The organism is Hyphomicrobium zavarzinii ATCC 27496 (genome assembly GCF_000383415.1).
GTDB lineage: Bacteria > Pseudomonadota > Alphaproteobacteria > Rhizobiales > Hyphomicrobiaceae > Hyphomicrobium_C > Hyphomicrobium_C zavarzinii.
Map to the genome: position 1 here is coordinate 363,619 of NZ_KB911259.1, position 12,333 is coordinate 375,951.

14 protein-coding genes are annotated in these 12,333 nt (G+C 63.1%); 3 read left to right on the top strand and 11 right to left on the bottom strand.

Features of this window, described 5'->3' with window-relative positions:
- Nucleotides 1-3 precede the first annotated feature (3 nt).
- The 9 genes from ccoS to F812_RS0116140 all read right to left on the bottom strand — a co-directional run bounded on the left by ccoS (nucleotide 4) and on the right by F812_RS0116140 (nucleotide 8,870).
- On the bottom strand, nucleotides 4-183 hold the full coding sequence (gene ccoS / locus F812_RS0116095; protein WP_020087015.1) for a cbb3-type cytochrome oxidase assembly protein CcoS: 180 nt from the start codon (nucleotides 181-183) through the stop codon (nucleotides 4-6).
- On the bottom strand, nucleotides 180-2,405 hold the full coding sequence (locus tag F812_RS0116100; RefSeq protein ID WP_245257692.1) for a heavy metal translocating P-type ATPase: 2,226 nt from the start codon (nucleotides 2,403-2,405) through the stop codon (nucleotides 180-182). Before F812_RS0116100 ends, ccoS begins: the two co-directional genes overlap by 4 nt.
- On the bottom strand, nucleotides 2,390-2,902 hold the full coding sequence (locus tag F812_RS0116105) for a FixH family protein (RefSeq protein WP_026868192.1): 513 nt from the start codon (nucleotides 2,900-2,902) through the stop codon (nucleotides 2,390-2,392). The genes F812_RS0116100 and F812_RS0116105 overlap by 16 nt, the downstream gene beginning before the upstream one ends.
- On the bottom strand, nucleotides 2,899-4,398 hold the full coding sequence (gene ccoG, locus F812_RS0116110) for a cytochrome c oxidase accessory protein CcoG (RefSeq protein WP_020087018.1): 1,500 nt from the start codon (nucleotides 4,396-4,398) through the stop codon (nucleotides 2,899-2,901). Before ccoG ends, F812_RS0116105 begins: the two co-directional genes overlap by 4 nt.
- Before the next feature lie 27 nt (nucleotides 4,399-4,425).
- Nucleotides 4,426-5,298 carry a cytochrome-c oxidase, cbb3-type subunit III gene (ccoP, locus tag F812_RS0116115; RefSeq protein WP_020087019.1) on the bottom strand — a complete coding sequence of 291 codons (873 nt, stop codon included), beginning with the start codon at nucleotides 5,296-5,298 and terminating at the stop codon, nucleotides 4,426-4,428.
- Nucleotides 5,285-5,467: a cbb3-type cytochrome c oxidase subunit 3 gene (locus tag F812_RS0116120; protein ID WP_020087020.1), complete on the bottom strand. Its 183-nt coding sequence runs from the start codon at nucleotides 5,465-5,467 to the stop codon at nucleotides 5,285-5,287. The genes ccoP and F812_RS0116120 overlap by 14 nt, the downstream gene beginning before the upstream one ends.
- A 10-nt stretch (nucleotides 5,468-5,477) precedes the next feature.
- Nucleotides 5,478-6,206 (bottom strand): cytochrome-c oxidase, cbb3-type subunit II, encoded by a 729-nt coding sequence (gene ccoO / locus F812_RS0116125; protein ID WP_020087021.1) that lies wholly within the window; start codon nucleotides 6,204-6,206, stop codon nucleotides 5,478-5,480.
- Between the two features lie 15 nt (nucleotides 6,207-6,221).
- Nucleotides 6,222-7,835, bottom strand: a complete 1,614-nt coding sequence (ccoN, locus tag F812_RS0116130; RefSeq protein WP_020087022.1) for a cytochrome-c oxidase, cbb3-type subunit I — start codon at nucleotides 7,833-7,835, stop codon at nucleotides 6,222-6,224.
- A 336-nt stretch (nucleotides 7,836-8,171) separates the two neighbouring features.
- Nucleotides 8,172-8,870, bottom strand: a complete 699-nt coding sequence (locus F812_RS0116140; protein WP_020087024.1) for a Crp/Fnr family transcriptional regulator — start codon at nucleotides 8,868-8,870, stop codon at nucleotides 8,172-8,174.
- A gap of 220 nt (nucleotides 8,871-9,090) precedes the next feature.
- On the opposite strand from F812_RS0116140, the gene F812_RS0116145 reads away from it, so the two are divergent.
- Nucleotides 9,091-9,684: a hypothetical protein gene (locus F812_RS0116145; RefSeq protein ID WP_020087025.1), complete on the top strand. Its 594-nt coding sequence runs from the start codon at nucleotides 9,091-9,093 to the stop codon at nucleotides 9,682-9,684.
- 36 nt (nucleotides 9,685-9,720) lie between these two features.
- Here the strand turns inward: F812_RS0116145 and F812_RS0116150 are convergent, their stop codons facing one another.
- Both F812_RS0116150 and F812_RS0116155 read right to left on the bottom strand, forming a co-directional pair.
- The gene (locus F812_RS0116150; RefSeq protein WP_020087026.1) at nucleotides 9,721-10,539 is read right to left on the bottom strand and encodes a universal stress protein; all 819 of its coding nucleotides are present in this window, start codon (nucleotides 10,537-10,539) and stop codon (nucleotides 9,721-9,723) included.
- A gap of 21 nt (nucleotides 10,540-10,560) precedes the next feature.
- Nucleotides 10,561-10,875: a hypothetical protein gene (locus F812_RS0116155; protein ID WP_020087027.1), complete on the bottom strand. Its 315-nt coding sequence runs from the start codon at nucleotides 10,873-10,875 to the stop codon at nucleotides 10,561-10,563.
- Between the two features lie 174 nt (nucleotides 10,876-11,049).
- Between F812_RS0116155 and F812_RS0116160 the strand changes: the two genes are divergently transcribed.
- Together F812_RS0116160 and F812_RS24260 are read left to right on the top strand one after the other, a co-directional pair.
- Nucleotides 11,050-11,544, top strand: a complete 495-nt coding sequence (locus F812_RS0116160) for a DUF805 domain-containing protein (RefSeq protein ID WP_020087028.1) — start codon at nucleotides 11,050-11,052, stop codon at nucleotides 11,542-11,544.
- Between the two features lie 44 nt (nucleotides 11,545-11,588).
- On the top strand, nucleotides 11,589-12,326 hold the full coding sequence (locus F812_RS24260; protein ID WP_020087029.1) for a sulfite exporter TauE/SafE family protein: 738 nt from the start codon (nucleotides 11,589-11,591) through the stop codon (nucleotides 12,324-12,326).
- Nucleotides 12,327-12,333 lie beyond the last annotated feature (7 nt).

The window sequence follows — 12,333 nt, forward strand, 5'->3', positions numbered from 1 at the left end:
CGATCAGCCGCGGCGCTGAGAGGGATCGTCGGGCGGCGTGGGCGCGTCATCGTCCTGAATGGCCCGCCAGCCAGCGCCTTCGAGATCCTGAAATTGACCGGAGTTGAGCGCCCAAAGAAAAGCGAGCAACCCGAGAAGCCCTAGCACGAGTGCGCACGGAATGAGCCAAGCCAACGCAGTCATGTCTTGCCTCCCACGCGTTCCAGCACGAGCCTCCGGCGTCTCAACCGCAAAGCGTTGCCGGTCACCGCGATCGACGAGAGCGACATCGCGAGCGCGGCAATCAGCGGCGTGACATGGCCCGTCATCGCCAAAGGCACCGACACTACGTTGTAGGCGAGTGCGATGGCAAAATTCTGAACCGCCATGCGCTGCGACGCCTGCGCGACTTCGAGCGTATCGAGAATGGGCGTGAGCTGCTGACCCTGGAACACCGCGTCCGCCGCGGTCTGGCTGATATCCGCAGCCGAAGACGGGGACAGCGAAGCATGTGCAGCCGCCAGCGCCGGAGCGTCGTTGAGCCCGTCACCGACCATCAGCACGCGCCGGCCCGTGGCCTTGAGATGCTCCAGCATTGCGATCTTGCCGTCCGGGCGAACCTCCCCCCACCAGTCGGTGATACCGACCTCGCGCGCAGCGGCCTCGACGGCCTCGCGCCGGTCGCCCGAGAGCAGGCACACGCTGTAACCCGCCTTGCGCAACCGCGCGACGACCTCGTGAGCATCCGGGCGCACGGCATCCTCGAAATGGAACGCGACGGGGCGGCCGCCGCCAACAGCGTACCAGAGCGAGCTGCGTTTCGTATCAGAAGGCGTGCTGCCCTTGACCCATTCCGCAGATCCGAGCCTACGTTCGCCATCGCCTCCGCTCACCGACAGTCCAGATCCTGGAACCTCAGACACGCCTGCTGCGGGAACGATCTCGAGCCCCCGGTCACGCGCCGCGCGCACGACCGCCTTCGAATAGGGATGCCGGCTCGAGATCGCGAGCGCCGCGGCCGAACGCAATGTCTCGTCGCCGATCTCGGCTGCGTTGCGAAGCGCGGGCTCGCCGCGCGTGAGCGTTCCGGTCTTGTCAAAAACGACGGTGTCGACCTCCGACAGGCGCTCGAGCCCATCGGCGGCCTTCACGATGACGCCCTTCCCGAACAACCGGCTCGTCGCTGCCACTTGAACGGCAGGAACCGCCAGCGCGAGCGCGCAGGGGCAGGTGATGATGAGCACGGCAACGGCGTTGGTGAGCGCAGGTTCCCAGCCAGCTCCCAACAGCATCCAGCCGATGAAAGTCGCAGCCCCCAGCACATGCACGGCCGGCGCATAGAGACGAGAGGCGCGATCAGCGAGACGCACGTATTGCCCACGCCCCTGCTCGGCCGAGAGCATGAGACGCGCGATTTCCGCGAGCAACGTGCTCTCGTCGGTGGCCGTCGCTTCGACTGTGATCGCCCGCGTAAGATTGACGGTTCCGGCGTGAACGGTGCCGCCCCGCGCAACGGTAGCGGGCAGCGTCTCGCCCGTAATGAGGCTCGCGTCGATATCCGTCGTGCCGTCGATGACGCGCCCGTCGACAGGAACACGCTCTCCGACCGCGACCTGGATCCGCATGCCCGGCTTGAGCGCGCGGGCGGGCACGCGCTGAGCCGTGCCGTCCGCACCGATGACGAGCGCCGTGAGCGCCTTGAGACCGATGAGGTTCTCGGCCGCGCTCCGCGCGCGCAATCTCACCTGCTCGTCGAGATAGCGTCCGATGAGCAGGAAGAACGTGAGCATGATGGCGGCGTCGAAATAGACGTGCGACGTGCCCCGAATGGTCTGGAACAGGCTCATGCCCGTGGCCAGCAGGATGCCGAGAGAGATCGGCACATCCATGTTGAGCCGGCCCGCCCGCAACGCTCCCCCCGCCGAGCGGAAGAAGGGCTGCGCCGAATAAGCGATCGACGGCATCGCGATCAGCGCCGACAGCCAGTGGAAGAGAGAGGCGGCCGCCCGGTCCATATCGCTGACTTCTCCGGCCCACACCGACACAGAGAGCAGCATGACGTTGGCCGCCGCAAAACCCGCCACGCCGAGACGGCGCAACAGGTCGTTCGCGCGCGCTTCGGCGAGGTTGACGGCCGTTTCCGGCGCCTCGGCGGCATTGAATCCGGCCCGCTCCAGCGCGTCGATCAGAACCTGAGGCTGCGCTTCATCCGGATGGAAAGTGACGGACGCGCGCTTGGCCGAAAGGTTCACACGCGCGTCGACGACACCCGGCACCTTGCGCAACGCGCGCTCGATGGAGGACATGCACGCGCCGCAATGCATGTTCTCGACGACCAGTGAGGCAGTCTCGGTCTTGGGCGGCTCACCGCGTCCGGCGTCACGCCCGCTCAGCTCTTGAAGGGGAATATCTAAGGCGCGACCCACAGCCGCCTCCGAACCTGAAAGTCCGGCTTCGCGGCGTCATGGCTGGAAAAGGCCTGCACGTCGGCGATCCAGGTACCCTGCCCTGCGGTTTCGAGCATGGCTTCGTATATGCCGGGATTGACCTCGACGAGGTTGAGCTTGCTGTCGAACCGGTTCGTCGCCGGGCGTCCCACTTCGGCGACGAGCTTCTTGCCGGCGACGGGCGCGCCCTCCCGATCCTTGAGAGACACGCGCAGCCGAAGGGGATCGCCGCCGAGCTCGACGCCCTCTTCCCAGCCGAGTGCCGACTGGCGGGTATCGGATTCGATGCGCTGGTTGTAGGCGAGCCCATCCCGGTATGCGTTCACGTTATCGACGCCGCCGAACGTCGTGAGCGCCTTGTAGATGAGCGTCGCGTCCGCCACCACGATGACGGCGAAAAAGCCGACGAGCGACATCAGCACATGCGTTCCGGTGAGCCCGCGCCTTGGCCCCGAAGGTTGGGAGGAGAACATCATTGTCCAGAGCTCCTGAATGTCGTGTCGGTTATCACCGTATCGCCGCTCTCGACGTTCGTCACGCTCACTTTGAGGTTCGTGGAACTGCTGAGCTGCTGGCGCAAGGCCGGCGGAACCGAAACGTAAACTTTATAAGCCCGAACGCTGTCTGCCTCCACCGTCAAAGGCGTGTCGCTTCCATCGAAGCCGACGATCGAGACGTGCGCGCCAGCAAGGCCATCGACCCCCACGCGGAACTGCTGATGCGCATGTGTCTTGTTGAGGATCTTGACCGTGTAGCCGTTGCGAACTCCACCATCAGACAACGTTACGAAAATGGGGTTACGATCGGCGATCACGCTCACCTGTAGCGTCGAACGCGCCATCCAGGCCCAGCCCATCAGACCGATCACTAGAGCGATCAGCACCGAATAGAGCACAGTGCGAGGGCGCACGAAGCGAACGGGAGAACGCTCGGCGCCTGCCGGCGCTTCGACGTTGAGGAAAGTATCGTACGAGATCAGGCCCTTCGGCCGTCCCACCTTGCCCATGATATCGTCGCACGCATCGATGCAGAGCGCGCACTGGATGCACTCGAGCTGAGCGCCGTCGCGAATGTCGATACCCATCGGGCAGACCGCCACGCACGCCTTGCAGTCGATGCAATCGCCACGATCGAGCCAAGACTGCCCCTTCTTATGGGGACCGCGAGGCTCACCCCGGTGGTCGTGATAGGAGACGAGCAGCGATTCCGCATCGAACATCGCCGCCTGAATACGCGGCCACGGGCACATGTAGATGCAGACCTGCTCGCGCGCGATCCCGCCGAGAAGATACGTGGTCGCGGTAAAGACCCCCAGGAAGACATAGGCGACAATCGGTGCGTCGCCGCGAATAAGCTCGCCCGCAAGCGTCGGCGCATCGCGGAAATAGAACACCAGCACGCCGCCGGTCGCGAGGGAGATCAAAAGCCACGTGACGTGGGTCGCTGTCTTCTTCCAGATCTTCTCGAACGTCCATCCCGCGCTGTCGAGCCGCATACGCGCATTGCGATCGCCCTGCCAGAAGCGTTCGACCGCGATCATGAGGTCGGTCCACACCGTCTGAGGACAGGCGTACCCGCACCACATGCGTCCGGCGATGGCGGTGACCAGAAACAGGCCCAGCGCCGAGATCACGAGGATGCCGGTGATGAAATAAAGCTCCTGCGCCCAGATCTCGATCGGACCGAAAAAGAGACGCTGATTGGCGAAATCGAGCAGGAACGCCTGGTTGGGAAGGGTCGGGCCGCGATCCCAGCGGAACCAGGGCAGGAGGTAGTAGATCCCGAGCGTGACGGCCATCACCAGCCACTTGATGGACCGGAAAGTGCCTTTCGCACGCTTGGGATAGATTTTCTGCCGCGTTCCGTAGAGCGAGCGGAGTGCTTTGGACGAGACCGCCGCGACATCGATACGAGCGATTCCAGGCGCAGCCTCGGCAGGTGTGCCGTTCTTGCTGACCGATACCGGCTCCATGTTCGTCACAGCGGTCTCCGCCTCCTGTTACTTACCGCCACCCAAAGAGTGGACATAGATCGCAAGCATCTTGATGGTGACGGGATCGAGCTTGCCTTCCCACGCGGGCATCACGCCACCCCGGCCATTGCGAACCGTCTCCTCGACATCCGCCTTCCGTCCTCCGTAGAGCCAGATGGCATCGGTGAGATTCGGTGCGCCGAGTTCCAGGTTACCCTTTGCATCCGCGCCGTGACATGCCGCACATTGTTCCGCGAACACGGCCTTGCCGCGCTCGATCGCCGCGGCATCACCCGCAGCGCCCGAAAGGGAGAGAACGTAGTCAGCCGTGTCCGAGATCTGCGCATTGGTCAGAAGCTGATCGAGCCCGAAGCGCGGCATCGCACCTTCATGAGCCTTCTCGTGGCCCGAGCGAATGCCGTAGCTGATCGTGTTCTGGATGGCCTCGTTGGAGCCGCCCCAGAGCCAATCGTCATCGTTCAGGTTGGGATAGCCCTTGAAGCCCTGCGCGCCTTTGCCATGGCACGGCGCACAGTTGTTTCCGAACTGCGTGGCGCCGCCCCGCAGAACGAACTCCATGAGATCCGGGTTCTTTTCGATCTCCTCGATCGGCTTGGAAGCGATCGCCTCCAGGAACGAGGCCTGGCTCTGCTTGGCGAGCGCGACATCCTTCATCACCTCCGCGCGCTGGCTATAGCCGAGGATACCACGCGTGTAGCCATCAATTCCTGGCCACGTGGGATAGAGCACCCAGTAACCGATGGACCAGACGATCGACGCATAGAGAACGTAGAGCCACCACTTCGGCAGCGGCTTGTTGAGCTCCTTGAGATCTCCGTCCCAGACGTGTCCCGTCGTTTCGACGCCGGTGACGGCATCGATTTCCTTATTTCCGGCCATGTGACTGCTCCCCAGTGACATCGTCATGCTCGAGCGGAAGACGTGCCGCAGCGTCGAACCGCGCCTTGTTGGAAGGACGCAGTGCGTGGATGACGACGCCGAGCAAGACCGCGCCGAATATGCCCATCGCAATTAGCTGAGAAGCCGCGGAAAGATTTTCGTAGCTCATAGGCTCCTCCTCACCGCAAGTTGGGTCCGGCCGCGTCGAACTTCGTGAAGTCGACGAGCGTTCCGAGCATCTGCAGATAGGCGATCATCGCATCGAGCTCCGTCGCCGGACCTTCGGGATTGCCGTCGAACTTGCGCACCTGAGCCTTGGGATAGCGCTCGAGCACGCCCTTCGCCTCCTTCGAATCCGGCTGGGTCTGGGCAATGAGATCGGTCTTGGCCTTCTCCAGCATCTCATCGGTGTAAGGCACGCCGGCGAGCCTGAGCGCCTTCATTCTCTGCTCGATGTCCTCCCCGTTGAGCTTACGCGCGGCAAGGAACGGATAGCCAGGCATCACGGAAGCAGGGACCACCTCGCGCGGTGCCTTGAGATGATCCACGTGCCAAGCGTCCGAGTACTTGCCGCCGACGCGCGCAAGATCCGGACCGGTGCGCTTCGAGCCCCACTGGAACGGATGGTCGTACATGCTCTCCGCGGCGAGGCTGTAGTGGCCGTAACGCTCCACTTCATCTCGCAGCGCGCGGATCATCTGGCTGTGGCAATTGTAGCAGCCCTCGCGGATATAGATGTCCCGTCCCGCGAGCTCGAGCGGCGAGTAGGGACGCATCCCCTGCACCTTCTCGATGGTCGATCCGAGGAAGAACAGGGGTGCGATCTCGATCAGGCCACCGATCGACACCACGATCAGGATGCCCACCAGAAGCACCATGGAGTTCTTTTCGAAGAAATCATGCTTCATGACTGATTGTCCCCCTTACTCAGCCGGATGGGCCAAGAGACCGGTGCGCAGCTCCGGAGCGGCGGCGACACGAGGCTGTTGCTTGATGTCGACCGGCTTGGCGCCCTGCACCGTCTTCCAGACGTTCCAGGCCATCATCAGCGAGCCGATGACGAACAGGAGACCGCCCGTCGCACGGATGATGTACGGCCAGTACATGGCCTCGACCGTTTCGACGAAGGAGTAGGTGAGGAAGCCCAGGTGGTCATAGGCGCGCCACATGAGGCCCTGCATCACGCCCGACACCCACATCGACGAGATGTAGAGAACGATGCCGATGGTCGCGATCCAGAAGTGCCACTCCACGAGGCGGAGCGAGTAGAGACCTTCACGCTTCCAGAGCCACGGCACGAGGCAGTAGATGGCGCCGAAAGACACCATGCCGACCCAGCCCAGTGCACCCGAGTGCACGTGGCCGATGGTCCAGTCCGTGTAGTGGCTGAGCGAGTTCACCGCCTTGATGGACATGAGCGGACCTTCGAAGGTCGACATGCCGTAGAAGGCCACCGACACGACGAGCAAGCGCACCACCGGATCCGTTCTGAGACGGTCCCAGGCGCCCGAAAGCGTCATCAGGCCGTTGATCATGCCGCCCCACGAGGGCATCCACAGCATGATCGAGAAGGTCATGCCGAGCGTCTGCGCCCAGTCCGGCAGCGCCGTGTAGTGAAGGTGATGCGGGCCAGCCCAGATGTAGAGGAAGATCAAGCTCCAGAAGTGGATGATGGAGAGACGGTACGAGTACACGGGCCGCTCCACCCGCTTCGGGATGAAGTAGTACATGATGCCGAGGAAGCCGGCAGTGAGGAAGAAGCCGACCGCGTTATGGCCGTACCACCACTGCGTCATCGCATCCTGAACGCCTGCGAACAGCGAATAGCTCTTGGAGCTGAGCAGCGAGATCGGAATCGCCAGATTATTGACGATGTGCAGCATCGCAATGGTGACGATGAAGGCAAGATAGAACCAGTTCGCCACGTAGATGTGCGGCTCCTTGCGCTTCCAGAGCGTTCCGAGGAACACCAGGAGATAGGCAACCCACACGATCGTCAGCCAAAGGTCCACGTACCATTCGGGCTCGGCGTACTCCTTGCTCTGCGTCGCGCCGAGAATGTAGCCGGTCGCGGCGAGCACGATGAAAAGCTGATAGCCGAACACCACGAACCACGGCGTCCAGTAGCCCGCGAGGCGCGCGCGGGACGTGCGCTGCACCACGTAGAGCGAGGTCGCGATCAGAACGTTTCCGCCGAACGCGAAAATCACCGCCGATGTATGCAGCGGCCTCAGTCGCCCGAAGTTCGTCCAAGGGAGATCGAAGTTCAGCACCGGGAACGCGAGCTGCCAGGCGATGACATCGCCCACCAGAAACCCGACCACGCCCCAGAACACCGCGGCGAGCGTGGCGAACTTGATGGGCCCGTCCATGTAGGACTGCTGTTCCTCAAGCCCGCCCTTGCGCGGATTGGCCATGATGTAAAGTCCGGCGCCGATGGCGGCGACCGCGATCAGGAGACCGTGGATCCGGATGACTTCGTCGAGGCCGGCGAAAGCCAGCACTCCGCCCAGGATCGCGAAAAGGGCTGCGGACATGACCCCTAACGCGCCGGAGACTGCAATAACCTCTTCACTGGTTGATTTCATTGGCTGCCCCTTGCCCGTCCCTACGTGCGTTCAATTTGAACCATTCTGAGATTGATGATGATGTGACCCCTGCACTGCTTTGACTGCGATCAACACGGCTGAGATCGAAACAATCGGACGCAGGGTATGCATCGGCTCACTCGACGACGAGCATGGCCTCAAAATTCGGATGCCTGAGCTCGAAAAAGAAGACGCGCGCTGACACCCCATCCCGATACGGAAGGGCGTCAGCGCAACAAATTGACGGAAATCAGCAAAGCCCGCAAACGCGGGGCGCTTACGGGCTTATTCGTTGGCGAGATCCGTAAGGCGGACGACGTCGCAAAGCGTGACGGTCGTGCCACCCTGCTCGACGCCGATCACGCCCATCGTGCGAAGCTTGGTGAGAGTGCGGCTCACGGTCTCGATGGTCAACCCGAGGAGATCCGCGATATCGCTTCTGCGCATCGCGAGCGTGACCGTATGATCGTCGGCTTCACCTGAGCGGCGATGGAGCGCGAGCAGGAACGAGGCCACCCGCTCGACCGCGCTACGCTGCCCCACCGTGACGAGCAGGCTCCGCGTCGCGGCAAGCTCCTGGCAAACCGACTTGTAAAGCTTGAGCGCGAGATTGGCGTCGCTCTCCGCGAGGCTTTCGAGCGTTGCGGCCGAGAGGCAACGGACTTTCGACGTGCAGGTCGCCTGAGCACTCAGAATGTGCTCGTCGAGCGCGCCGAGACCGATGAGGTCGCCCGGATAAGCGAAATCGATGATCCGGCGGCGGCCGTCACAAAGCGTCTTGTAGATGGCGATCACGCCTTCCTCGACCCGGAACACGTGGAGCCGCGGATCACCCTCGCAGAAGACATGCTCCTTGCTCTCGAGCTTGCGCACGGTTGCGTGCGACAAACGCTCGTCGAGGCTGTTGGATGCGGCCGGCGAAGTGGAAATTCTGGGGGCCTGGGGGCGGAAAGAGCGGGGTTCTACGGTCTGAATTCCGAGCATCGATCTCTCCTCGCCGTGATTTGCGCTGGAGAGGATTAAAAAGGGTCTTGGAACCGCCGATATGCGCCGTTCGTGATGAATTGTGAGAGAATGTAACAAGCACGAGAGATGAGGGCAGACTCACGAATAAAGCCGACAACAGCACTCGGCATATGATTTTAATCAATCCGCATCCGGCATACTGACGCTAGCTTTGGCGGCATTCCTGCGAGGAGCCCCCATGCCGAAGCGAGCGTCTGGCCCGACCGTTCCGCCCACCGACGTGCCGGCTTCGGCAGAGGCCAGGTCGTCCGCCGCCATCGATCCCCGCAATGTGACCTTTGCCGACCGCCATCTGCAGGAGGAGATCTCCAACGCGCTCGAAGAATTGGCCGACAGCTTGCCCGAGCTCGCCGATCTCAGGCTCGCGCGCAGCCTGAGTGCAATTCTGGAGCCGAGTTGGTCGGAGCACGTCGATTTCCAGGAAGCCGCCCTCTTCCCCATCATCATTCGCCACAAAGGCGGCCTGGAGGAAGCGGTGAGCCTGCTCGGCCGCCTCAGCACCGAGCATACCGAGCTGGCCGACCGCCACACTGAGGTGAGTGAGTACATCGAGATGCTGGTCGCAGGCGAACTGACGAACTACGACACATTCGGCTATCTCCTGCGCAGCGCGTTCGAGGCGCGCCGCCACCACGCCGTGGCGGAGAGCTGCATCGAGGATATGCTGCCCCGCCTGCTGACACCGGCAGACCGAACGATGCTGACGGAATGGAGAAAGGAGCGGTCGACGCCGCCATTCCCCATCAATCTCATTCTTGATCGGCGGCACTGAGACACCGCACGCAGAGGGCTTAGGCCCAGGCGCTCGCTAGTGCGACATGAGCACCGGCAGGACCGTTGTCCTCAGCACCTTGCGCGTCGCGCCACCGAGAACGAACTCGCGAAACCGCGAGTGGCCGTAGCAGCCCATCACGAGAAGGTCGCTGCCCCACGCCTGCATGTAGTCCGCGAGCGCATCGCCGACAGCGGCATCGGGAGCGGACAGCTCCACCGCCTCGCATTTGATCCCGTGACGGGCGAGCGCCGTGCAGAGATCGCCCGTCGGAACATCGTCCACGGTTGCACTGTCGTCCTTGGGATTGACCCAAACGACATTCACCGCATCCGCTTGCTTCAGCAAAGGCAATGCATCGAAAACGGCGCGCGTACCCTCGCGCCGTCCGTTCCACGCAACGGTAATCCGCTTCCCCACACCACCCGCATCGCAACCGGCGGGAACGAAGAGCACCGGGCGCCCCGACTGGAGCACGAGTTGCTCCGTCCCCTCGTCGTCGGATATGCCGGAAATGATCAGGTCGGCCGCGCGTCCGTAGTTCACCGCGCTCCGCCAGACGGGCAGAAGGCCCGCATCGTCGTCCACCCACTCGGCGCTGATGCCGGCCTCCCGCGCCGACGTCTCGAACGCCGCCTTCAGGCGCTGCGCCACCGCAATAAACACCTTGCGGTGCTCCTCCACGACGGACGACGTCGCACCGGGCACGAAGGACGGCTGAAGTATGTAGGGAGGGACCACGGCCAGGCCGATGAGATGCGCGCCGCACCGCCGCGCGAGATCGAAGGCAGGCGCCATGACCGTCTGGAACTCGGGCTCACCGGTGACGTGAACGAGAATGGTTTTGTAGGTCATGATCCCCTTCGCCTCCTGCCGTCAGCACACGCTCGGCTCGCACAATTCTATGCGGAATTTCTGGTGCTTGCGGGTGCGGCTGAAGTCGAACTGCCTATTGTCGAGGCAAGAGACGCGGCCTTGAACGCCGACGTCGTCGCCGAGCGGGATCTCTTCGAAGGTCAGAACCTCGTTAAGATCACAGCCCTTTTCATGCTTGAGCTGATCCTTGAGAATGATGCGCCACGGCCCTTCCTGCACCGGCTCCGGCTGATCCTGCGCGTGCACCGGCAGCACCACGCTCGCACCAACAGCCAGCGCACTCGCCATCATCCACCAACGGCCCTTCGTCGACATGTCAGCTTCCCTCCGCTTTTCGATCGCTCCTCTTAATGATAGGAAAATGAGGTTCGAAACTTTGACGCGCGTCAAGGTACGAGACTGTCGGAGAACACATCTTACTTTCGTCAACGCGTCATAAGAGTCCAAACCGGGACGCGGCCCTTCCAGAGCCACGGATGAGCGCGCGAGATGACGACGAACGTAATCGACCTGTTCCTATCCCTGAAAGGCCGCATCGACCGGCAGGTCTGGTGGATCGGCATGCTCGCGGCCTTTGTCGCGACGATGGTCGGCATCGGCCTGTTCAATCGCGACTCGTTCGACGAAAGCGCCAACGCCGTGTCCGGTGCCCCCACCATGGCTGCCTTCATCTGGGCGGCCCTATGCGGCTATGCGGCAACGTCGCTCACTGTAAAGCGTCTCAACGATGCGGCCTGCCCGCGATGGCTGGGGCAGTTGTTCGCACTGGCCGGAGCCACCATCGTCATCGGGTGGGGACTCGGATTTTTCCTTCATCCCTTTGTGTTGAATGGCGAATCTGCGGTCTTCTGGGTGCTCGCCCTGTCGGCCGTTCCTGCCCTCATCGAATCCGCTGCCCGTCCCAGCGCGCCTGACGACCCGAACCGGCAAACCGATCAGCTTGATCGCGCGCAAGGAGCGCCCGGCCCGGACATACGAAGCTGAATGATCTACGTCAGTTGAACACCGGACACCCTTCCTTGGACCCTGTGATCCTCAGCATCGTCACCGGATTGAGCCTCGGCTTTGCGAGCACGCTGCATTGCGCCGGCATGTGCGGCGGCATCTCGTCGAGCCTGCTTCTCGCGGCAGGCCCCGGAGACCTCCGCAGCCAAGGCAACGCACTCGCGCTGACCCACAGCGGTCGCATCACGGCCTACGCCCTCGCAGGTGCCTTGATCGGCGCTCTCGGCACTCCGGTCGTCGGATGGCTCGACCGGGAGCTTGCCTTCCGGCTGGCGCAATGGGCTGGCGCCGTGGCGCTCATGTGGATCGGACTTTCCACCGCGGGCCTGCTTCCGGCATTGAACGGCATCGACCGCCTCTTAAGCCCGGTCGCGAATTTCCTCGCACGCCTCACCCGGCCCGCACGGGGACGCGCCTGGGCTCCCTTCGCCGCAGGGCTCGCGTGGGGGCTCATGCCCTGCGCGATGGTCTACGGCGCGCTCTTCATGGCCATGCTCACGGGATCGGCATCCCTCGGCGCCCTCGCCATGCTGGCGTTCGGCGTCGGCACCTTGCCCGGCCTCTTTGCAGCAACTTTCGGCGTTCGCGCGCTCGCCGCCGCAGGACAGCGCCAGCACTTGCGCATGGCAGCCGGCCTTGCCATCGGCGCACTCGGCTTTTTGACAGTGTGGCTTCCCCACCCGGCAAATGGCGTCATCTGCGCACCGGGCGACAGCGCAGTCTTGAGTTGGATCAACGGTGCGCTTTCGCCGGCGCTTTAGTTTTCTC